Origin of the sequence: Jannaschia rubra, assembly GCF_001403735.1 — a bacterium.
In the GTDB taxonomy this organism is placed as follows: Bacteria; Pseudomonadota; Alphaproteobacteria; order Rhodobacterales; family Rhodobacteraceae; genus Jannaschia; species Jannaschia rubra.
Genome location: NZ_CXPG01000021.1, coordinates 367545 through 388666 on the forward strand (window position 1 = coordinate 367545; position 21122 = coordinate 388666).

Consider the following 21122-nt stretch of genomic DNA (forward strand, 5'->3'; position numbering starts at 1 on the left):
TTAGCTGCCGTTTGCGCCAAGCGCGGCGCAGGATCAGTGTCAGTTTAGGCTCTAGACCCATTGATTCACTTGCCGACCCTTCAACTCATTGTTTCACTGGCGGCATCGAGGGGGTGCTGCCAAGACTGAGATGTTTTTGCTATCCAACACCCAGATGGCACGGATTTCGCAATTCTTTCCGCTCGCGCACGGGTTGGTGCGCGCCGATGATCGTCGGGTGATCAGCGGCATCATCTTCGTGATCCGCAATGGTCCGAAGCGGCGCGACGTTCCCATGAGCTACGGGCCTCACAAGGCGATCCAGAACCGCTTCATCCGCTGGAGCGAGATGGGTGTGTTCGGACGCATCTTCGTCGAGCTTGCCAAGGGTGGCGGTGGGACTGAGGAAACCATGATCGACGCGACGCACCTCAAGGCGCACCGGACGGCGGCCAGTCTGCTCAAAAAGGGGCTCTTCCCAAGCATATCGGACGCACGAAAGGCGGCTTGAACTCAAAGCTGCATACTGTCTGCGACAGCGAGGGGCGGCCGCGCACTCTGCTTCTGACCGCAGTCCAGGTCAGTGATTACACCGGCGCTGCGGCCCTGCTGTCGTCGCTGCCACCGGCCAAAGCGCTCTTGGCGGACAAGGGCCATGACGCCGACCGGTTCCGCGACGCCCTTGCCGAGCGCAAAGTGGTTGCCTGCATCCCATCGAAATTACAACGAAAAATCCATATACCTAATGACAAGGCACTTTACCGCAACCGCCGCAAGCTCGAAAACATGTTCGGCAAGCTGAAGGATTGGCGACGTATCCACACCCGTTACGACCGCTGCGCCCACACCTTCATGTCCGCTATCGCCATCGTGGCCATCGTCATCTTCTGGATACGATCAACGAGTCCTGAGCCTAGCACGCAGGCTCAAAACCCTCGGCGGGCTCACGCTCTGTAAGCGACGGCTGAACCCCACATGGCTTGGCTTGCGCGGTGCTGCGAGATCTTTTTCATCGGCTGATGAGGAGTGCGTTTCGCAATGTGAGCCGAGAATTCGTTTCTCACTTTTCCGGGCGTCGAGATCTATGCGTCCGGCCGTCGCCGGTGGCCGGATGAGGTGAAGGCGCTGGTGGTCGCCGATACGCTCGAGCCGTGTGCCACGGTGAATGCTGTGGCGGATCGTTATGGTGTGCAGCCGAACCAGCTGTCGGCGTGGCGGCAGCTGGCATGGCGGGGCATGCGGATCATGGTTGCAACCCACGCCGGTGGACTTCAGGAAGGGGCACGATGGATTGGCGGCGCTTGCGCAGTCGATGCTGGCGGAGGATCCGTTCACCGGCACGATATTCGTGTTCCGCGCCAAACGCGCCGGCCGGCTGAAGACCCTGTTCTGGGACGGCAGCGGCCTGGTGATGGCTTACAAGCGCCTCGAGGCCGACAGCTTCGCCTGGCCGGCGGTTCGGGATGGCGCCATGACCTTGGGTCGAACGCAGTTCGAGGCGCTTTTTGCCGGCCTTGACTGGCGTCGGGTTCGGCCTCTGGAGGCCCCGGAGCCAGCCGTGGCAGAGTGACCCGAATGGACGACAAAACGTTCGAATGCAGACGCATCAGGCTATATTGACGACATGCCCGTCGCCCCGCTTATCGATCTTTCTGCCATCCCCGAAAGCCAGCGTGCAGCTGTGCCGGCGGTGCTGCACGAACGGGAGGCGCTGCGGGAGATCAATCGCCGGCTGGAGCATCTCATCGCCGAGCTGAACCAGGCCGTGCATGGCAAGCGCTCCGAGAAGCTGCGCGACGACGAACACCAGCTGGCCTTCGAGGATCTCGAAGCGGCCATAGCCGAGGCGAAGGCCCGACGGGATGCGCAGGCTGCGCCCCGCACGCCTTCACGCAAGGTTGCTCGCCACAATCGCGGGCATCTTCCGGAAAGCCTGCCGCGGTTCGAGCAGGTGATCGAGCCGGACAGCCTGCTCTGTCCCTGCGGTTGCGGCGAGATGCACCGCATCGGCGAAGACCGGACCGAGCGGCTGGATATCGTGCCCGCGCAGCTGCGGATAATCGTGACCATTCGGCCGAAGTCTGCCTGTCGCCGGTGTGCGGAGGGTACAACGCAGGCCCCGGCATCCGCACACTTGACAGAGGGCGGTCTGCCCACCGAGGGCGCCCTCGCGCATGTGCTGGTCAGCGAGTATGCCGACCACCTTCCGTTATACCGCCAGAGCCAGAGCCAGATCCCGGCCCGGGCGGGGATCGAGCTTCACCGCAGCACGCTGGCCGACTGGATCGGCACGGCCGCCTTCCCCCCGGCCCCGGGGTCGATCGGCTGGCCGAACACCTGAAGACGTCGACCAAGCTGTTCATGGACGAAACCACTGCCCCCATGCTCGATCCTGGCAGGGACGGACGAAGACGGGCTATCTCTGGGCCTTGGCGCGCGATGACCGGTCATGGGGCGGGGCAGACCCACCTGGTGTGGTGCTTACCTACGCGGCCCGACCGTGCGGGCGAGAACGCAAAGCGCATCCTGCAGGGCTTCGACGGCATCCTTCAGTTGGATGGCTACACCCGGCTACAACCGACTGACGCGCCCGTCCCCAACAGGCGGCGGTGCACCGCTGGTCGCGGCCTTCGGCGAATGGCTGCAGGCGCAATGCCGCCGCGTATCGATGAAGTCGCGCCTTGGTCAAAAGCTGGCCTTTATCCACCACCACTGGGACGGGCTGCAGACCTTCCTGCACGATGGCCGGGTCGCAATCGACTTCAACAGCGTCGAGAACCTGATCCGGCCGACCGCCCTGACCCGCAAGAACGCACTCTTCGCTGGCCACGACGAGGGCAATCGATCCTGGGCGCGCATTGCGTCCCCGATCGCCACCGCAAAGATCAACGACGTCGAACCATTCGCCTACCTCAAGGGAACACTGCAGGCCGTTGCCGCCGCCCATCCGCAGGCAAAGATCGACGATCTGCTGCCATGGACCCCCATGCCGTCAAGCTGAAAACACGCGCGGCGCAGACGCCGCTTACCGCGCTTCTGGAGTACATCTGCAAAATCTGGCCGTCAGAGCCGGAAAGATCCATCCCCGACCCGATCCACCAAATGCCGGGGCTGAACAGCCAGGCCGCAAGAACGAGGCCTGACCCTAGGTTAGAAGGGGACCATGGCGCCGACGATCTGCGGGGCGATCTCGGCAACGACGTCACGCACGGCTGGGACGCGGCTGCGAACGTCCTGTTCGGTAGCTCGGGGAGCGACATGATCGACGGCGGCGCCTGAGATCATCAGATCGACGGGGAGGACGGAAACAAGCTGATCTTCCAAGACACCACGTGTTGCCCGACCGTCGCAAAGGTGGCGCTCGTTTCAGGCCGCTCTTTCAGGAAGTATCAATATGGCGCCCGCATCCCTGTCCCATTTTCTCGTTACATCAATGTGTTAACCTGTTTTAAACGAAATGCTCGTCACCCGTCGGATGCCCCGGCGTCGCCAGCCGCTGAGATGGTTCGACACCGAGCACCGGTAAAAGTGTATTCGAGCCGGCATTCGATGGATGAACGAAAGCGATCGAGCCGAGGATGTCGGTCACGAACCAATAGAGGCCATTCATTATGATAATCTTGCATACAAGGTTGGGTGTCAGGTCTGGGAAATGCTCCGCCGGTTAACAGATCCGTAAATCCCCACCGATCAGAAAGCCTCCGGCGAACGCCGCTCCGAACCGGGCGGTCGGTGCACCGAAGCTCCGACCGCAAAAGAAGATTCATCCGGAAATACCCATCGTGACCCGTGTCATTTTGCGCAGGCATCCCGTACGGCCACCGTCGCGATCAGGATCCAGACCATGAGGCGCAAGGTCATGGCGCCAACGGTTCGCATTTCGAACGCATTGCCCTGAGCCACATGAAGGCCGAGCAGTGCGAAAACGATGGCGATACCTGCAACCAGTGCCAACGCCAAATGAGCCCCCCACCGTTTTTCCATTGCGATGCCAATGCCGGTGAGGACATAGCCGAAGCCCGAGAGGAAGTTGAACCAGAGCACGAACGGCACGGCGTCCCCCGCCGCTTCCTGCGCGGCGGTGCCACCGAACAGGACCCGGCCACCCGAAAGGACCGTCACCGCGCCGAACGCCACCGCGACGCCCGCCGCAATCCGAACCGGCCATTTTCTCGATGAACGTGCCGTCATGGTTCTTCACCTTCCTCGGACTCCAGCACCCCGTCTCGCAGGTGGAACAACCGGTCGAACCGGTCGTAGATTTTTTCGTCGTGGGTGACGGCGACAATGCAGGCACCTTGTTCGGCGGCCAGCTTGCGCAGCAGGTCCATGACGATTCCCGCGCGCTTGCTGTCGAGCGCGGCGGTGGGTTCGTCTGCCAATATGATGCGCGGGCTGTTGGCCAGAGCGCGCGCGATGGCGACGCGCTGCGCTTCTCCTCCTGACAGAAGCGCGGGCATGGCTCCGGCGCGATGGCCGACTTCCAGGTAGTCGAGCAGTTCCGCGGCGCGTGCCTGTGCTTCGACCTTTGATTTTCCGGCGAGCGTCAGGACCAGTGCTACGTTGTCGCGAGCGCTGAGGAACGGCAGCAAGTTGTGGAACTGGAAGATGAAACCGATCTTGTCGAGCCGCAGCCGCCGCAAGTCGCCGCGCAGCCACCGGCCGTCGAACACGAGCTCGCCGTCCAGCGTCACGCGTCCCTGCGTGGGGTCGATGATGCATCCCAAGACATTGAGCAGCGTCGTCTTGCCTGATCCGGACGGGCCGAGCAGCGCGACCACCTCACCCTGGCGCACGGTCAGGTCGATGTCCCGCAAGGCATCGACGCGTGTATCGCCTTCACCGAAATGTTTGGAGACGCCGGAAATCTCGATCAGGGGCATGCGATCGCCGTGCATGGCTCACCCCCCGATCGCCGTCGCCGGATCGACCTTCAACGCCGCCCGGACGCCCAGCCCGCTGGCCGCGACGCAGACCACGACGATAATGCCGGCCAACACCGCCGCATTCACGGGCTCCAGGACCACGCGCCGCGGGAAAAAGTCCTTGAACAGCAGGATGAGGATCAGACCGAAGCTCCAACCGACCATACCGAGCGCGAGCGACTGCTGCACGATCAGCCCTATGATGGTGCGGTCCGGTGCCCCGATGAGCTTGAGCGTGGCGATCTGCTTCAACTTCTCCATCGTCATCGTATAGATTATGAGCGCGATCACCACGGCGGACACCGTCAACAGGATCCCCAGGAACAGGCCGATCTGTCGCTTGGCGCGATCCACGACCGAACCGATCAGGATTCCCTCCTGCTCATCCTGGGTCAGCGCGCCGAGGTGTTTCCACTGCCGCACGGTCTGCGCCACATCGCGCGGGTCCGCCGCCGGTTCGAGCCGCGCGATCACGGCCGCGACAGTGTCGGCGCTTTCCAGAAGTCCCGCGCCGCGGGCGGTCTGCACGCGCTGCGCCGGAGGGGCCAGTTGCGATTGCAGGGTCTGAGCGTCGGCCAGAGTGACGAAAGCGGCGGGGTCGCCGCCCGAGTTCATCGTGTTCTCGACGAGGCCAACGACGGCGAAGCTGTCGCGTCCGAGGCGGATGCGATCGCCGAGAGCGAGGCCGGTCTTGCGATCGGCGACCAGTTCGAAGTGCGTCTGTGTGATGCCGCGCCCCTCGGCGATCGTCTGGGGTCCGCCGAGGTGGCCAGGCTGGTAGCCGATGACGTAGAGGCGCAGGGTGTCGCCGGCGTGGCTCGCCTCGACAGTCTGATAGGTGATCCCGCCCGCATCGGCCACGCCATGCAAGCGGGCCACCGCATCGCGGGTGCTGCCGGGGATCTTCGACGCTTCGGCGAAGGGGCCCTGCGTACCGGCTTCGACGACCCACAGGTCGGCCTGTGGCGCCTTCACGATGTTGAGCGCATCGGCGACCAGGCCGTTGTAGATGCCGATCATCGCCAGAACGACCGCCATCAGCAGGCTGAGGCCGAGGCATGTCAGCACGAAGCGGAAGAGGTTGTGGCGCACGTCCCGGTAGGCGAGGTTCATTGCCCGTCCCCCGCAATGCGGGCCATCCGTCCCTCGGACAGACTGCCGGAGGGCGCTGCGACGACCTTCGCCCCCTCCGGCACGCCGGAGACGATTTCCACCCTCGCATCCTCGGTGCGGTGGCCGAAGATGACCTCGGTGTCGACCAGCCGCCCATCTTCGACGGTCCAGACGCGGCCCTGGTGTCCGTCGAACCCGCGGACCGCGACTTCCTGCACCAGCAATGCCTCTGGCAGGGTGGCCACGGTTATCCTCACTTCGGCCTGCTCGCCCAGGTACACCTCGGCCGGGCAGCGATCGCAGGCGATCCAGACGCGCCGTTCCTCGTTCACCCGGTCGCTCTCGATGCCGATCAGGTCGACCGTGCCGCCGAACACCTCGTGCGGCAACGAGCGCAACCGCACCTCGGCCGCCTGGCCCACCGCGATCGATCCGGCGCGCGCTTCGTCGATGTACGCCTGCGTCCAGACCGTGCCCGGGTCCATCAGCGTGAAGATCGGATCGCCCGCGCGCACCACCGTGCCCGCCTCGGCGTGCCGGGCGACGACGACGGCATCGAAGGGTGCGCGCAGGACGTGATGGTCGAGAAGCGTCGTTTCGTAGAGAAGCGCCGCTTCGGCATCGGCACGCTGGGCCTCCGCGACCTTAATCTCGCTTTCGGCCACGGCGAGGTCGGCCACGGCCACGTCGACGTCCCGCTGTGCCTCCTCCGCGGTCTGCGCCGAAATCGTGCTGCGCTCGGCCAGCGCCTGCTGTCGGACATTGGCGGACCGGCGCTGCGCCAGCACGGCGCGCGCCCGCATCACGTTCGCCGCGGCCTTGACTTCATTGGCACCGGCCGCTTCGACCGCGGCCTCTGCACGCACCACACGGGCTTCCTGCTCGGCGGTATGCAGCCGCGCCAGAATCCGCCCTTTCGTGACCCTGTCGCCGATGTCGACCTCGAGGTCGGCCAAGGCCGCATCAGCCTCGAAGCCGATCCGCGAAACGATGCGCGCCTCCACCGTGCCAAGCCCATAAATACGGACGGGCACGTCCTTCTGAACCGCTGCCACCGGGACCGTGATCGGACGTTCGGCGAAGAACAGATACACCAGGACTCCAATCGCAACGGCACCCGCCAAGACGAGGAACCAGAACTTCCGACCGTTCTTCATGATCCGGCCTCCCGTGTCGCTGGGGCGCGGAACAATGCCAGTTGAGCGCCGAGGAGGCGCGTTCCCTCCGGCCCGAGCGCGAAGGATCGGTTGCCGAGAGCCCAGCGGATCGCCAATCCCTGCACCAGCGAGATGAGCAGAACCGCAGCGTCGTCCGGATCCAGGTCGGAGCGGATCAGGCCCGCGTCGCGTGCGGCCATCAGTTCCGCCCGCAGCAAGCCTTGAAAGCGCATCATCAGCGCACGGAAGCGCTGCCGCAGGTCGGCGTTCTCGGTCTGAAGCTCCCGCGAATGCAGGATGGCGGGGATGGCAGGGTTCCCTTCGATTTGACGTAACTGCGTCTCAATCAGCAACGCAAGCCGCTCGAGCGGCGCGCGGCCCTCGGCAAGGGTCATTTCCCAAGCCTCGGTCATCGTCTCGTCAATCGTTTCGGCGACAGCCTGCCAGAGGGCCTGTTTGGTTGGAAAATGCCGGAAGATCGCCGGTTGCGTCAGTCCGACCGCATTGGCGACGGCCTGTATGGTCAATCGGTCGGGCCCCAGTTCATCGGCCAGCCGCATCGTCGTGACGACGATCTCGGCCTTGCGGGTTGTGGAAGTCTTGCGAGCCATAACCGATATTCCCGGTGAGTTATCGGTTACTAACTATTCTTGCCTGCGCGGAAGGTCAAGATGCATAGGGCTATGTTTGATCCGCGATGTCCTTAAGGTTCGTTCTGCGCTTGAGTCGCCGAAAGAGGCTGATCCCCGCCGTCCGGCCAGGATCACGACTTGCATCCCCAAAAGTGTGCGGGAGTGGCAGAGCCGCAGCGACGGGCATCAAACCCTTTTTTTCGTGTACTATTTAACCTGTTGCATCAGCGGCCTGATCCCATCTGTCGGCATCGCAATGTAGGAGCAACCTGGAAATGTGCGTCGGACCCCGCCCTTTGTGATCTACCCCGCGCGAAGCCGGGGAATCCGACCTTCCGTGCCGCGGCCTCGAACTCCACCAGATCGTGATTCACCACGGCGATGTCGAAGGCGGCGCCGTCGAAGTGCTTGGAGCGGGTCGCGTCGCCTACGGCGCGGTCGTGCTCGGGGCTGCGATAGGCGGGGCTGACGATCAGAGGCCTGCCTATGCGGTCGCGCAGCGCCAGCAGCTCATCGAAGGCAGGTTCATTGACGAGCAGCTTGCCGGTGCCCCGGCAGGCAATCTCTGCCAGGTCAGAATTCGGCCAGCGCCAAGTGCGCTCGGACGCCCTGTTGCAGCGCTCGTAGACCGTTGTGGACATGGAGGCTTCCAGAAACGAAAAACCCGCCTCAAGGGCGGATCATTGCGAGCTGATGAGTAGGGGATTGGGCTTGGCTACGGGCTGCTGCCGAGGTTCTTCAGCTTGATGACGATGCTCGCCGGCAGCGCCAGCATGATGCCGGTTGTGATCATGTGGACGGCGATCTGCACCGCGGTGCAGCGTACCGGCCGGATGCAGTCCACCAAGGAGCGCAGGTCGCGGATGTCGGGCGTGGCCTCGTCGCCGGCGAGGCCCACATCGGCCAGCGCACGCTACGCGCCTTCCTCGGCCGCCCGGATCAGGATAACCGACCATTCCACGGCCGTCTCGCCTGCAAAGAATGCCGAAGTCCTGCGCCTGCTGAAAGCTGAGAAGGCCACCCGGAACACTCAAACTGTAAACGAGGAGTGATCGACAACGATGCGGATCACGTAAGCCACTGAAAGTTATTGGAGGCGAGTACCGGAATCGAACCGGTGTGCACGGATTTGCAATCCGCTGCGTAACCACTCCGCCAACTCGCCGGAAAGTTCTGTTGGGTTAGGCGCGGACGAAGGAAGGGTCAAGGGGTTCAAAGTATCGTATCCCGCTGACCGGTGTATCTGGCCTTGAGGATCGCCATGACGTCCGGCGCGGGTGTGCCTGATCGGCGTGCTGCGACGGGCAGGCTGACGATGGCATCTTCGCTCGAAGGGTCCATGGGTTCCAGTGTCACGTACCGCCCCCTGCTGGACCGCCCATTCATCGTCCTGTTCGAGGAGCGGCGGGCCGACGAGGCGGAGGATGGCATCGTCATCAGGAAGACGCCGACGCCTCTGGTGCGCCGCCCGGATCTCGCCGTTCGGACGCTCGATCGGAGTCGCGGAGCGCGGCCCGGCACGATGCTCCCTCGGAAAGGTCATGCAGGTCGGGACGTCGTGCCCGGCGTCATCCATGACGTCCGCCAGCTTCGGCACCTCGGGACGAAGCCGATCGGCGACGGCACGCCAACGGGTGCTCGCGGCTTTGGCGGTGTCCTGAGCGAAGGCGGTGGCGATGAAGGCCGGGCAACCCGCCTGCCGCTCTTGCCCGCGTGGGCCGGAACGTTTCGCTGGAAACGGACCCGGCAGCGCTGCCATGTGGCGCACAGCATCTTTGTCGCGGCTGCCTCGATGCCTTTATGGGGTGGAGGAGGGTCAGCCAGACAGCCCGGGGGACTGTTTGCCCGACGGACGAGATCACGAGCTTCACTCCCCGCAAACCGCGCCGCGTCAGCCTGCGCAGAAACTCGGTCCGGACCGGTTCTGCCTCGGATGTCCCTGTTTCCATGCCCAGGACCTCGCGGCGCCCGTTCGTGTCGACGCCTGCGGCGATGATGACGGCGACCCACGCGATCCGTCCGCCGCGGCGAACCTCGCGGCAGGTGGCGCCGATCCAGGGGCAAGGCCGATCACCTTCGACCGGGCGGTCGAGAGACGCCTTCGCCTTGCCATCGATCTCGCCGCAGGGCCGTGACGCCTGGCTCTTCGGGGTGCCGCTCATGCCCCCTTTCGGCAGCATGCCGCACACGCGCCTGCCGGGCAGGGCATGGCCTTCGCGAGGTCGTCGACGAAGCGCGTGGGGATGCCCTGATACAGGCTTCCCGGATCACGGCAGTCCGCGCCTTCTCGGCCATCCGGCGCGGCTCGAGACGGCCGGGAAAGGTGCCGCGGGCACGCCCTTCCAAAGCTTCGGAACGCACAGTCCGACCGTTCCGGACCGAGCCTCCCGGTCCCGGTCCCGGTCGCGATAGCCGTTGCGCCGCGCCTGTCGGGCCGGGTCCTTCCGGTCATAAGCCCCGCCAGTGGCGGCACCGACCTTTCTTTCCATCAGGCGCCCGGCTGCACAGCCGGCCATCTCGCGCAAAAGGTCAGCATCCGGGGCCTTCTCGACAAGGTCGCGCAAGTCCATCGCGTCAACGGCCGTCGGTGGTCTCTCCGGTCCAGGCCGGCGCCAACAACCAGACCCTGCCGGAACATCGCCGGTGACCACCTCAACCAGAACCCACACGACGCGGCGGGACAGGATCCGACACGGCCGATCGCCCGAAGTCGGAAAACCGCGCAAATGCCGATTGCAAAGGGGGACAGCTTGATGCCGCAGAACTTTCATGGAGGCTATAGCTCCCACGATGCCGCGCCCTACGTCCCCTGTATGAAGATCGGCTCCGGCGAAATTTCCCGGTGAGCGGCGAGTGACGCGCGAAGCCATCGTTCGGGCAGCCGAAGACCGTTGGGCCAACGGCGGCAACCTCCGTTTGCCAACCAGGAGACCAGCGACATGCGAAAGGACATCCACAGTTCCGCGATCCCGGTCATCTGCAGGGAATGCGAAGCGCGGCATGGCGGGATATGCAGCGTTCTCGAACCCGATGAGCTTCTGCGGTTGGGACGACAGGCGAGGCGCCGCGAGGTGCCGGCAGGAACGGAACTCATATCGGCCGGCGTTCCGGTAGATACATTCGCAAACATCCTGAGCGGTGTGGTCAAGCTGACGAAGCTTCTGCCGGACGGCCGGCAGCAGATCGTCGGGCTCAAGTTCGCCCCCGACTTCCTGGGTCGCCCTTTCGCGGAAGCCAGCAATGTGAGTGCCGTCGCGGCCAGCACGGTCCGTCTTTGCGTCTTCCCCCGCAGCGACCTGGAGGACATGGCACAGCGGTCCCATGCGTTCGAGCATCGCCTACATACACAATCCTTGCGGGAACTGGACGATGCGCGGGAATGGCTGATGATCCTGGGACAGAAATCGGCGTCGCAGAAGCTGGCGTCCTTTCTGCTGCTGCTGGGAACGCATATCGATCCGAGGGTCGCAGGCTTTTCCAACGTCATCGACCTGCCATGGACCCGATCCGACATCGCGGAATTTCTCGGGCTGACGATGGAGACCGTGAGCCGGCAACTTGCCCACTTGCGGAACGCGGAGGTCATTTCGATCGAGAAGAACCGACATGTCACCGTGCTCGACCAAGCAGCACTAAGGGCCGAGGCGGGCCTCTGAATCCGTCAGCGTTCACACGCCCTGAGGTAGAGCGGCAGGATATAGTCGCGGTCGAAAGCCAGGTGTCGCCGGAGCGAGGTGAACAGGCACCGCAACATGTATCCCTCTTCGTTGGCATGGAGGCGAACGGGGTTCCGGGCGAATGCCGTCACGGAATCGCAGACGTCGCGCGCATGGTGAATGTCCTCGACATGCTCATGCCTGAGCCGCTCCACGATCAGCTCGACCTGCGGTTTCGATCGCGTGACGACCGGAAAGACGACGGTTTCCTCGAACTGCTGACAGTACGACAACGTCGGGTGCAGTTGCTCGACCAGCTGGGTCGCGGCGAGCGTGTCGACGTTCGATGGCAGGGAATCGGCCAGAGCCTCGAGCGCGGCACACAAGGCGAATTGACGGGTCAGGCAATCGTCGAAGCTGGCCGGCGCTGCCCGTCCCCCGCCTGCCAAATATCGCGGCGTTTCCATCTCCGATGCTCCGGCCCAACGCAAAAGCGGCATCCGTCGTCGATGGAGCGTATCCCGGACGCAATTTTGGAAACATTGATATATGTCAAATCGCACTGTTGCGCCCGCGTCATACGATGAGACCTGCAGTGTGATAATTATAGTCGAAGGTCACGCGAGGGGCGCGTCATGCAGGATGTCGGAGCTGGAACGGGCGAACAAACACGGGCTCTGACGCTCAGCACCGTCGCTTTCACGGCCTGTTTCGCTGTCTGGACGATCTTCTCGATCATCGGTGTCGCGATAAAAGAGGAGCTCGGACTGTCCGAGTTCCAGTTCGGCCTTCTGGTCGCAACCCCAATTCTGACCGGCTCGGTCACGCGGCTGTTCCTTGGCGTCTGGACCGAGAAGTACGGCGGCCGGATCATGTTCCCGGTCCAGATGTTGCTGACGGCGGCGGCGACCTGGGCCCTCACCTTTGCGGACAGCTATCTGGTCTATCTGATCGCGGCGCTTGGCATCGGCCTTGCCGGCGGGTCGTTCATCATCGGCGTGGCCTATGTGTCGCGCTGGTACGACGCCGGCCACCAGGGCACGGCGCTCGGCATCTTCGGCGCGGGCAACGTCGGCGCCGCCGTGACCAAGTTCGTCGCTCCCTTCATCATGGTCGCCTATGGCTGGGAGGGGGTCGCGCACGTCTGGGCCGTTGCGCTCGCGCTGATGGCCGTGGCGTTCTTCGTCTTCGCCAAGGACGACCCGCAGCTGGTCGCCCGGCGAAAGTCCGGAGACAGTGGCCCGACATTCGCCAGCCAGTTCGCGCCGCTGAGAAACCTGCAGGTCTGGCGCTTCTCACTCTACTATTTCTTCGTCTTCGGCGCGTTCGTGGCGCTGGCTCTCTGGCTTCCGCACTATCTCATCGACGTCTACGGGACGGATGTGCGGACCGCCGGCATGGCCGCCGCCAGCTTCTCGCTCTCGGCTTCGCTGTTCCGTGCCTACGGCGGGCATCTTTCCGACCGGTTCGGCGCGCGGGCGGTCATGTACTGGACCTTCGGCTTTTCGCTGGTTTTCTTGTTCATGCTGTCCTATCCGCCGACGGATTACGTGATCCAGGGCAAGGATGGCCCGATCACCTTCTCGACGGAAATGGGCTTCTGGCCCTTCGTCGCCACGATCTTCGGGCTCGGGTTCTTCATGAGCCTCGGCAAGGCTGCCGTCTTCAAGCATATCCCCGTCTACTATCCGAACCATGTCGGTTCGGTCGGCGGGCTGGTCGGCATGATCGGCGGTCTCGGCGGCTTTGTCCTGCCCATCGCCTTCGGCGCGCTTCTCGATCTGACCGGCATCTATACGAGCTGCTTCCTGCTTCTGTTCTTCCTCGTCTGCATCGCGTTCGTCTGGATGCACGTCTCGATCCGGGTGATGGAGCGCGAAGCGCAGGGCACCGCCCTGTCGGACCTGCCGGAACTGCCCGAGATGCAGGCGATCCACCGTCCCGGCCAGGACGCGCGTCCGCGGGGCATCGAGGACTGGCGCCCCGACGATCCTGTCTTCTGGCGCGAGAAGGGTCGCCGCATCGCACAGCGCAACCTGTGGATCTCGATCCCTGCCCTCCTGCTGGCATTTGCGGTATGGATGGTGTGGTCGGTGGTCGTCGCGCGTCTTCCGGCGATCGGCTTCGACTTCACGCCCTCGCAGCTGTTCTGGCTCGCGGCGCTGCCGGGCCTGTCGGGCGCCACCTTGCGGATCTTCTACAGCTTCATGGTCCCCATCTTCGGCGGACGGCTCTGGACGACCCTTTCCACGGGCTCGCTGCTCCTACCCGCCCTGGGGATTGGCTATGCCGTTCAGAATCCCGAGACGCCGTACCTCATCTTCCTCGTGCTGGCGCTGCTCTGTGGGCTTGGCGGCGGCAATTTCGCATCCTCGATGGCGAACATAGCGTTCTTCTTTCCCAAGTCGGAAAAGGGCAATGCGCTGGCGCTGAATGCCGGGCTTGGCAATCTCGGCGTGTCGGTCATGCAGTTCCTGGTGCCGATCGTGATCACGGCCGGGGTCTTCGGGGCATTGAGTGGCCAGCCGCAGGAAATGAGCGACGGCGGGCAGCTCTGGATGCAGAACGCGGGCTTTGTCTGGGTGCCGTTCATCGTGGTCGCGACCATAGCCGCTTGGGTCGGCATGCACGACATCGCGGATGCCCGGGCAAGTTTCCGCGAACAGGCCGTGATCTTCACGCGCAAGCACAACTGGCTGATGTGCATCCTCTATACCGGGACTTTCGGCAGCTTCATCGGTTATTCGGCGGGCTTCCCGCTTCTGACACGGATCATGTTCCCCGAGGTGAACGCGCTGCAGTTCGTCTTCCTCGGCCCGCTCGTCGGCGCGCTCAGCCGCGCGGGAACGGGATGGGTCAGCGACCGTTTCGGCGGCGGACGGGTCACCTTCTGGACCTTCATCGGCATGATCGTCGCCGTCTTCGGGGTCATCACCTTTCTGCCCGGTGACGGCACGGATGGAAGCTTCCTGGGCTTCTTCGCGTGCTTCATGGCCCTGTTCTTCCTGACCGGCGTCGGCAACGCCTCGACCTTCCAGATGATCCCCATCATCATGGGCCGCGAGGTGCCGCGCCTGATGCCGGAGCTGGCCGCCGAGGAACGTCGCCGCCAGGCCGACCGGGAGAGCGCCGCCATCGTCGCCTTCACGAGCGCCATCGCCGCCTATGGCGCGTTCTTCATCCCCAAGGCCTACGGAACATCGCTCAACATGACTGGAAGTCCGGTCGCCGCGCTGTGGGCCTTCCTGATCTTCTACGTAATCTGTCTCGGCATCACCTGGGCCTACTACACCCGCCGGGGCGGCCTTCTGCACGACATCGAACGCGGTTCTGGCCGCAACACGGCAAGCGGCCAGCCCGCATGAAGATCGACCGCCCGGACCGATGCAGATCGCGATGGGCGCCAAAGTCACAACGTTGCAGAGGACGCCGCAGAATGCTGGCCAATCCCACCACACGGAATGCCGAAAGATCGGCGCGCATGACCCGGCACCGGCCCGGCGGTTTCGGCCGGCCCCTCTTGTGCGGGATGCCCGGGGACTGTCCGGCGAACTGCGCGGACAATCGGGTGCCGCTCATAGTCAGGCCTCGCAGGGCGGCTTCGGCGCCGACCGGAACTTCGGACCGATCCGCGGAAACGCGGCATAGAACCAGGAGAACAATATGAGCCACTTTGTTGATCGGCTGACGTTTTTCCGCGCCAAGCGCGAGAAGTACTCCGAGGGGCACGGCATCACGACGAACGAAAGCCGCGCTTGGGAGGACGCCTATCGGAAGCGTTGGGCCGCCGACAAGATCGTGCGATCCACGCACGGCGTGAACTGCACGGGCTCCTGTTCCTGGAAGATCTACGTCAAGGGCGGGATCGTGACCTGGGAAACTCAGCAGACGGATTATCCGCGGACGCGCCCGGACCTGCCCAATCACGAACCGCGCGGCTGCCCCAGGGGCGCCAGCTACTCTTGGTACCTCTATTCCGGCACGCGGGTGAAATACCCCCTCGTCCGCGCCCGCATGATCCGCCACTGGCGCGAGGCGCGCGCCTCCATGAGCCCGGTCGCGGCATGGCGCGCGATTGCCGAGGATCCGCAGAAGCGCCACGACTGGGTGTCGAGGCGCGGCCGCGGCGGGTTCGTGCGCGTCAGCTGGGACGAGATCAACGAACTGATCGCGGCGGCCAACGCCTACACCATCCGCGAATACGGACCGGACCGGGTCGTCGGTTTCTCACCCATCCCGGCGATGTCGATGATCTCATACGCCGCCGGCAGCCGCTATCTGTCGCTGCTGGGGTCCGTCTGTCTTTCGTTCTATGACTGGTACTGCGACTTGCCGCCGGCGTCGCCGCAGACCTGGGGCGAACAGACGGACGTCCCCGAAAGCGCCGACTGGTACAATGCCGGCTTTCTTCTGGTCTGGGGCTCGAACGTTCCGATGACGCGGGCACCCGACGCGCATTTCTATGCAGAGGTGCGCTATCGCGGCGCGAAGTCGGCCGTGATCGCCCCGGACTACAACGAGGCGGCCAAGTTCTCCGATATCTGGCTGCATCCGAAGCAGGGCACCGACGCCGCCCTGGCCCTGGCCTTCGGCCATGTGGCCTTGCGGGAGTTCTATCTTGACCGGCAGTCGGAGTATTTCACCGACTACGCGCGCAAATATTCCGATTTTCCCCTGCTCGTCACGCTGACCGATCGGGAGGGACAGCTCGTTCCCGACCGGATGCTGCGCGCTGCCGATCTGCCCGGCAATCTGGGTGAGGAGAACAACCCCGACTGGAAGGCCATCGGCTTCGACGAGACGACGGGGGATCTGGTCGCTCCGCTCGGGTCGTCCGGGCATCGGTGGGGCGATGCCGGCAAGTGGAACCTTGAGCAAAAGGACGGCAAGGGCCGCGATATCCGTCTTCGCATGACGCTGGCCGATCATCACGACGCCATCGCGCCGGTCGCCTTTCCGTATTTCGGCGGTTCAGCGGCCCACGACTGGACGGCCACCGATCACGAACGCATCCTGATGCGGAACATCCCCGTCCGTGAAATCGCCACCGCCGACGGCGGGACGATCAAGGTGGCCACGGTCTTCGACCTCTACTGCGCCAACTACGGGCTCGACCGGGGATTCGGTGGCGCGAACGTTGCGACCGACTACGACGATGACGTGCCTTTCACCCCGGCCTGGGCCGAGAAGGTCACGGGAGTGAAGCGCGAGGCGATCATCCAGATCGCCCGCGAATTCGCGCAGAACGCCGAGACGACGAAAGGGCGGTCGATGGTGATCCTCGGCGCGGGGCTCAACCACTGGTATCACATGGACATGAGCTATCGTGGCATTATCCAGCTTCTGGTGATGTGCGGCTGCATCGGCAAGTCGGGCGGTGGCTGGGCGCATTACGTAGGCCAAGAGAAGCTGCGCCCGCAGACCGGCTGGCTGCCGCTGGCCTTCGCGCTCGACTGGACGCGGCCGCCGCGTCAGATGAACGGGACGAGCTTTTTCTACGCCCACACCGACCAATGGCGTTACGAGTCGATGCAGGTCTCGGAACTGCTGTCGCCCACGGCCCCCGAGGGCGACTGGTCGGGCGCGATGATCGACTACAACGTGCGGGCCGAAAGGATGGGCTGGCTGCCCTCCGCGCCCCAGCTTCTGCAGAACCCGCTGGACGTCGGCGCGGCACTGGCCGAAAGCGGCGGCAACCCGGGCGAGGCCGTCGCGTCGAAGCTGAAATCCGGCGAACTGACCTTCGCCAACGCCGATCCGGACGATCCGCGCAACTGGCCGCGCAACATGTTCTTCTGGCGCTCGAATGTGCTGGGCGCCAGCGGTAAGGGGCACGAATACTTCCTCAAGCACTTCGTCGGTTCGCTTCACGGTGTCATCGGCACCGACGATGCAGAGGGCCTCGTGCGGCCGCAGGAAGTCGCCTGGCACGACGAAGCGCCGGTGGGCAAGCTGGACCTGATGGTGAACATCGACTTCCGCATGTCGACGACCAGTCTCTATTCCGACATCGTGCTGCCCACGGCGACCTGGTACGAAAAGCACGACCTGAACACCACGGACATGCACCCGTTCATCCATCCGCTGACGGCTGCCGTGGACCCGTCGTGGGAGGCGCGCAGCGACTGGAACATCTTCCGGGGGATCGCCAAGGCATTCTCCGAAGTCGCCCCCGAGGTGCTCGGAATCGAGCAGGACGTGGTGCTGACCCCGATCCAGCACGACAGTCCGGGCGAGATCGCCCAGCCCTATGCCCCGCAGGACTGGGGCCGCGGCGAATGCGATCCGATACCGGGCAAGACGATGCCCTCGGTCGCGCTGGTGGAACGCAACTACCCGGAGGTCTTCGCGCGCTTCACCTCGCTCGGCCCCGCGCTCGAAAAGCTGGGCAACGGGTCCAAGGGATTGAACTGGGACACCGCGCATGAGGTCGAACTTCTGGGCAAGCTGAACGGCACCGTCCTCGACGGGACGACAAAGGGGCGCCCGAAGATCGATGCCGACATAGATGCCTGCGAAACGATCCTGATGCTGGCACCCGAAACCAACGGCGAGGTCGCCGTCAAGGCATGGCAGGCGCTGTCCAAGTCCACGGGCCGCGAGCATGCCCATCTGGCCGAGGGAAAGGAGGAGGAGAAGATCCGCTTCCGCGACGTGGTCAGTCAGCCCCGGAAGATTATTTCCAGCCCGACCTGGTCGGGCATCGAGAGCGAGAGCGTCTGCTATAACGCCGGCTGGACCAACGTGCACGAGCTGATCCCCTGGCGCACGCTGACGGGTCGTCAGCAGCTCTACCAGGATCACCACTGGATGCGCGCCTTCGGCGAGGCCTTCGTGACATGGAAGCCGCCGATCGACACCCGCAGCATCGCCGCGGCGCTGGGCAAGCTTCCCAACGGCAACAAGGAAATCCAGCTTAACTTCCTGACGCCCCACCAGAAATGGGGGATCCACTCGACCTATACCGAGAACCTCATCATGCTCAGCCTGAACCGCGGCGGCCCCGCCGTCTGGATCAGCGAGGATGACGCAAGGGAGGCCGGGATCGTGGACAACGACTGGATCGAGGCGTTCAACGTCAACGGTGCGCTGACCGCACGGGCCATCGTCAGCCAACGGATCATGCCGGGATCCTGCATCATGTATCACGCGCAGGAAAAGCTGGTGAACACCGTCGGGTCCGAGATGACCGGCCAACGCGGCGGCATCCACAACTCGGTCACGCGGATCAACATGAAGCCCACCCACATGATCGGCGGCTACGTCCAGCTGGCTTATGGCTTCAACTACTACGGAACGGTCGGGGCCAACCGGGACGAGATCGTGATCCTGCGCAAGATGAGCAAGGTGAACTGGTTCGACAAAGCGGCCGACGAAACCGGGACATCGGATGCGTCCATAGGCACCACCCGCAGGGAGGCGGCAGAATAATGAGGATACGCGCGCAAATCTCGATGGTGCTGAATCTCGACAAGTGCATCGGCTGCCACACCTGTTCGATCACCTGCAAGAACGTCTGGACGAACCGCGAGGGCGTTGAATACGTCTGGTTCAACAACGTCGAGACCAAGCCCGGTATCGGCTATCCCAAGGATTGGGAGAACCAGGACCGCTGGCAGGGTGGTTGGACGCGAAAGGCCAATGGCCGGATCATTCCCCGGCAAGGCTCCAAATGGCGGATCCTGGCCAAGATCTTCGCCAACCCGCACCTGCCCGAGATCGACGATTTCTATGAGCCCTATACGTTCGAGTACGAGTGGCTGCAGAAGGCGCCAGAGTTGCAGGCCCAGCCGTCCGCAAAGCCGCGTTCGCTGCTGACGGGCGAGGTCATCAACAAGATCGAATGGTCCGGCAACTGGGAGGACATGCTAGGCGGCGAGTTCTCCAGCCGTGGGCGCGACTACAACTTCGAAGGGGTCGAGAAGGAAATCTACGGCCAGTTCGAAGAGACCTTCATGATGTATCTGCCGCGCCTCTGCGAGCATTGCCTCAACCCGTCGTGCCTTGCCTCCTGCCCCTCGGGCGCGATCTACAAGCGCGAGGAGGACGGGATCGTCCTCATCGACCAGGAAAAGTGCCGCGGCTGGCGGATGTGTGTGTCGGGGTGCCCCTACAAGAAGATCTACTACAACTGGTCGACCGGCAAATCCGAGAAGTGCATCTTCTGCTATCCGCGGATCGAGACGGGTCAGCCCACGGTCTGCTCGGAAACCTGCGTCGGCCGTATCCGCTATCTCGGCGTCGTGCTCTATGACGCCGACAAGATCGAGGCGGCCGCGTCGGTCGAGGATCCCAAGGACCTCTATCCCGCACAGCTCGGCGTCTTTCTCAACCCCCACGACCCGGAGATCCAGGCCGAGGCCCGCGCGCAGGGCATCCCCGACCAGTGGATCGAGGCAGCGGTCCGCTCGCCCATCTGGAAGATGGCGATGGACTGGAAGATCGCTTTCCCGCTGCACCCCGAATACCGCACCCTGCCGATGGTGTGGTACGTCCCGCCATTGTCGCCCATCCAGTCCGCGCACGAGGCGGGCAAGATCAGCGCCAAGGACGGGATGCCCGACGTGCGGTCCCTGCGGATCCCGATGCGGTATCTTGCCAACCTGCTCACCGCGGGCGACGAGGCGCCGGTGGCGTCGGCGCTGGAACGGATGCTGGCGATGCGGTCCTACATGCGCGCCAAGACGGTCGAGGGGCGGATCGATCCGTCGATCGCCGAGCGTGTGGGCCTGACCCAGCCGATGATCGAGGACATGTACAAGACGATGGCGCTGGCGGCCTATGAAGACCGCTACGTCATCCCGACCACCCACCGCGAGATCGAGGAGGACGCCTACGAGATGCGTGGCTCGGCCGGGTTCGCCTTTCGCGAAGGCTCGGGTGGGGACAGCAAGACCAACCTCTTCGGCGGCACCAAGCGGACGCCCAAGAAACCCTACATGGATGTGCCGACATGAAGCTGATGTTGCGTACTCTCGCGGCCATGATGGGCTACCCTTCCGGGGAATTGCGGGCGCATGTCGCCGAGTTGCGTGCAGTGGTGGAGGACGAGAAGGCACTCGGGCCCCACGTCCGCCGGCGGCTCGGCGTCCTTCTCGACCGGCTGGAACGCGAGGAGACGATCGACGCGCAGGCCACCTACACGGACCTGTTCGATCGCTCCCGCGCGTTGTCGCTGCATCTGTTCGAGCATGTTCACGGCGACAACCGGGAACGGGGGCAGGCCATGCTGGACCTGGCGGAGCAGTACATGCAGGCGGGCCTTCTGCTCGAGTCGCAGGAGCTTCCGGACTACATCCCGGTCTTCCTCGAATACGCCTCCTGCCTGCCCCCGGCCGAGGCTCGGGAGACATTGGCCCAGCCCGCCCACGTCTTCGCGGCGCTGGAGCAGCGTCTGCGCGAACGCGACTCCGACTACGCAGCCGTGTTCGCGGCCATCCTGACACTTTCCGGGGCGCGGCCGGACCACGACGCAATCGACCAGCTTCAGAAGAACGCCCCCTCGGACGACCCGGCGCGGATCGACGAGGAATGGGAGGAAAAGGAAGTAACCTTCACCGGAGCCCATGAGATGGGCGGGCCGACGGGCATCGTCGCCCGTTTGCGCGCCAAGGGAAAGGCGATGACAGCCGCTCGCGGCACCAAAGGTTAGGAGGAAAC

17 protein-coding genes, 1 tRNA gene and 4 pseudogenes are annotated in these 21122 nt (G+C 64.2%); 12 read left to right on the plus strand and 10 right to left on the minus strand.

Going from position 1 to position 21122, the window contains the following annotated elements:
- Positions 1-130: 130 nt before the first annotated feature.
- The 7 genes and pseudogenes from JAN5088_RS18385 to JAN5088_RS19700 form a co-directional block, all read left to right on the plus strand.
- Positions 131-936, plus strand: a protein-coding gene (locus tag JAN5088_RS18385) for an IS5 family transposase (RefSeq protein ID WP_233489810.1) whose coding sequence is annotated in 2 segments (ribosomal slippage) — positions 131-455 and positions 455-936 — 807 coding nt in all. Because the reading frame shifts where the segments join, the coding sequence is not laid out codon by codon here.
- Positions 937-1059: 123 nt separating this feature from the next.
- Positions 1060-1206: pseudogene (locus tag JAN5088_RS19470) on the plus strand (transposase); the annotation flags it as partial.
- On the plus strand, positions 1163-1549 hold the full coding sequence (gene tnpB / locus JAN5088_RS18725) for an IS66 family insertion sequence element accessory protein TnpB (RefSeq protein ID WP_267885391.1): 387 nt from the start codon (positions 1163-1165) through the stop codon (positions 1547-1549). The pseudogene JAN5088_RS19470 and the gene tnpB, both read left to right, overlap by 44 nt.
- A 54-nt stretch (positions 1550-1603) precedes the next feature.
- Positions 1604-2320, plus strand: a complete 717-nt coding sequence (locus JAN5088_RS19685) for an IS66 family transposase zinc-finger binding domain-containing protein (protein WP_370736418.1) — start codon at positions 1604-1606, stop codon at positions 2318-2320.
- A 20-nt stretch (positions 2321-2340) separates the two neighbouring features.
- Positions 2341-2490, plus strand: a pseudogene (locus tag JAN5088_RS19690) (hypothetical protein); the annotation flags it as partial.
- A gap of 46 nt (positions 2491-2536) precedes the next feature.
- Positions 2537-2980 carry an IS66 family transposase gene (locus JAN5088_RS19695; RefSeq protein ID WP_370736419.1) on the plus strand — a complete coding sequence of 148 codons (444 nt, stop codon included), beginning with the start codon at positions 2537-2539 and terminating at the stop codon, positions 2978-2980.
- Positions 2974-3099, plus strand: a pseudogene (locus tag JAN5088_RS19700) (IS481 family transposase); the annotation flags it as partial. The gene JAN5088_RS19695 and the pseudogene JAN5088_RS19700, both read left to right, overlap by 7 nt.
- 672 nt (positions 3100-3771) lie before the next feature.
- Here the strand turns inward: JAN5088_RS19700 and JAN5088_RS15395 are convergent.
- The 9 genes and pseudogenes from JAN5088_RS15395 to JAN5088_RS15435 all read right to left on the minus strand — a co-directional run.
- A complete protein-coding gene (locus JAN5088_RS15395) occupies positions 3772-4170 on the minus strand; it encodes a hypothetical protein (protein WP_055683701.1) in 399 nt (132 codons plus the stop codon).
- Complete coding sequence (locus JAN5088_RS15400) at positions 4167-4862, minus strand: ABC transporter ATP-binding protein (protein ID WP_233489812.1); 696 nt, start codon at positions 4860-4862, stop codon at positions 4167-4169. Before JAN5088_RS15400 ends, JAN5088_RS15395 begins: the two co-directional genes overlap by 4 nt.
- Before the next feature lie 18 nt (positions 4863-4880).
- A complete protein-coding gene (locus JAN5088_RS15405; protein WP_055683703.1) occupies positions 4881-6017 on the minus strand; it encodes an ABC transporter permease in 1137 nt (378 codons plus the stop codon).
- Complete coding sequence (locus JAN5088_RS15410) at positions 6014-7174, minus strand: efflux RND transporter periplasmic adaptor subunit (RefSeq protein ID WP_055683704.1); 1161 nt, start codon at positions 7172-7174, stop codon at positions 6014-6016. The genes JAN5088_RS15405 and JAN5088_RS15410 overlap by 4 nt, the downstream gene beginning before the upstream one ends.
- On the minus strand, positions 7171-7785 hold the full coding sequence (locus tag JAN5088_RS15415; RefSeq protein WP_055683705.1) for a TetR/AcrR family transcriptional regulator: 615 nt from the start codon (positions 7783-7785) through the stop codon (positions 7171-7173). The genes JAN5088_RS15410 and JAN5088_RS15415 overlap by 4 nt, the downstream gene beginning before the upstream one ends.
- 245 nt (positions 7786-8030) lie before the next feature.
- Complete coding sequence (locus JAN5088_RS15420; protein WP_055683706.1) at positions 8031-8447, minus strand: D-Ala-D-Ala carboxypeptidase family metallohydrolase; 417 nt, start codon at positions 8445-8447, stop codon at positions 8031-8033.
- A gap of 74 nt (positions 8448-8521) precedes the next feature.
- Positions 8522-8713 carry a DUF6127 family protein gene (locus JAN5088_RS15425; protein ID WP_370736421.1) on the minus strand — a complete coding sequence of 64 codons (192 nt, stop codon included), beginning with the start codon at positions 8711-8713 and terminating at the stop codon, positions 8522-8524.
- Positions 8714-8897: 184 nt separating this feature from the next.
- Positions 8898-8971, minus strand: a tRNA-Cys gene (locus tag JAN5088_RS15430).
- A gap of 128 nt (positions 8972-9099) precedes the next feature.
- Positions 9100-10376, minus strand: a pseudogene (locus JAN5088_RS15435) (transposase); the annotation flags it as partial.
- Between the two features lie 369 nt (positions 10377-10745).
- On the opposite strand from JAN5088_RS15435, the gene JAN5088_RS15440 reads away from it, so the two are divergent.
- The gene (locus JAN5088_RS15440; RefSeq protein ID WP_055683707.1) at positions 10746-11462 is read left to right on the plus strand and encodes a Crp/Fnr family transcriptional regulator; all 717 of its coding nucleotides are present in this window, start codon (positions 10746-10748) and stop codon (positions 11460-11462) included.
- A gap of 5 nt (positions 11463-11467) precedes the next feature.
- Here JAN5088_RS15440 and JAN5088_RS15445 read toward each other — a convergent pair whose 3' ends face one another.
- On the minus strand, positions 11468-11929 hold the full coding sequence (locus tag JAN5088_RS15445) for a hemerythrin domain-containing protein (protein ID WP_055683708.1): 462 nt from the start codon (positions 11927-11929) through the stop codon (positions 11468-11470).
- A gap of 168 nt (positions 11930-12097) precedes the next feature.
- On the opposite strand from JAN5088_RS15445, the gene JAN5088_RS15450 reads away from it, so the two are divergent.
- The 4 genes from JAN5088_RS15450 (at position 12098) to narJ (ending at position 21114) form a co-directional block, all read left to right on the plus strand.
- Positions 12098-14827, plus strand: a complete 2730-nt coding sequence (locus JAN5088_RS15450) for a nitrate/nitrite transporter (RefSeq protein ID WP_055683709.1) — start codon at positions 12098-12100, stop codon at positions 14825-14827.
- 298 nt (positions 14828-15125) lie between these two features.
- Positions 15126-18893 carry a nitrate reductase subunit alpha gene (locus tag JAN5088_RS15455; RefSeq protein WP_055683710.1) on the plus strand — a complete coding sequence of 1256 codons (3768 nt, stop codon included), beginning with the start codon at positions 15126-15128 and terminating at the stop codon, positions 18891-18893.
- Positions 18893-20419, plus strand: a complete 1527-nt coding sequence (gene narH / locus JAN5088_RS15460; RefSeq protein WP_055683711.1) for a nitrate reductase subunit beta — start codon at positions 18893-18895, stop codon at positions 20417-20419. The genes JAN5088_RS15455 and narH overlap by 1 nt, the downstream gene beginning before the upstream one ends.
- The gene (gene narJ, locus JAN5088_RS15465; RefSeq protein ID WP_055683712.1) at positions 20416-21114 is read left to right on the plus strand and encodes a nitrate reductase molybdenum cofactor assembly chaperone; all 699 of its coding nucleotides are present in this window, start codon (positions 20416-20418) and stop codon (positions 21112-21114) included. Before narH ends, narJ begins: the two co-directional genes overlap by 4 nt.
- Positions 21115-21122: the final 8 nt, after the last annotated feature.

Coding starts and splice junctions, on each gene's coding strand:
- tnpB (WP_267885391.1), top strand. CDS start 1,163: ATGGTGTGCAGCCGAACCAGCTGTCGGCGTGGCGGCAGCTGGCATGGC.
- JAN5088_RS19685 (WP_370736418.1), top strand. CDS start 1,604: ATGCCCGTCGCCCCGCTTATCGATCTTTCTGCCATCCCCGAAAGCCAG.
- JAN5088_RS19695 (WP_370736419.1), top strand. CDS start 2,537: ATGGCTACACCCGGCTACAACCGACTGACGCGCCCGTCCCCAACAGGC.
- JAN5088_RS15395 (WP_055683701.1), bottom strand. CDS start 4,170: ATGACGGCACGTTCATCGAGAAAATGGCCGGTTCGGATTGCGGCGGGC.
- JAN5088_RS15400 (WP_233489812.1), bottom strand. CDS start 4,862: ATGCCCCTGATCGAGATTTCCGGCGTCTCCAAACATTTCGGTGAAGGC.
- JAN5088_RS15405 (WP_055683703.1), bottom strand. CDS start 6,017: ATGAACCTCGCCTACCGGGACGTGCGCCACAACCTCTTCCGCTTCGTG.
- JAN5088_RS15410 (WP_055683704.1), bottom strand. CDS start 7,174: ATGAAGAACGGTCGGAAGTTCTGGTTCCTCGTCTTGGCGGGTGCCGTT.
- JAN5088_RS15415 (WP_055683705.1), bottom strand. CDS start 7,785: ATGGCTCGCAAGACTTCCACAACCCGCAAGGCCGAGATCGTCGTCACG.
- JAN5088_RS15420 (WP_055683706.1), bottom strand. CDS start 8,447: ATGTCCACAACGGTCTACGAGCGCTGCAACAGGGCGTCCGAGCGCACT.
- JAN5088_RS15440 (WP_055683707.1), top strand. CDS start 10,746: ATGCGAAAGGACATCCACAGTTCCGCGATCCCGGTCATCTGCAGGGAA.
- JAN5088_RS15445 (WP_055683708.1), bottom strand. CDS start 11,929: ATGGAAACGCCGCGATATTTGGCAGGCGGGGGACGGGCAGCGCCGGCC.
- JAN5088_RS15450 (WP_055683709.1), top strand. CDS start 12,098: ATGCAGGATGTCGGAGCTGGAACGGGCGAACAAACACGGGCTCTGACG.
- JAN5088_RS15455 (WP_055683710.1), top strand. CDS start 15,126: ATGAGCCACTTTGTTGATCGGCTGACGTTTTTCCGCGCCAAGCGCGAG.
- narH (WP_055683711.1), top strand. CDS start 18,893: ATGAGGATACGCGCGCAAATCTCGATGGTGCTGAATCTCGACAAGTGC.
- narJ (WP_055683712.1), top strand. CDS start 20,416: ATGAAGCTGATGTTGCGTACTCTCGCGGCCATGATGGGCTACCCTTCC.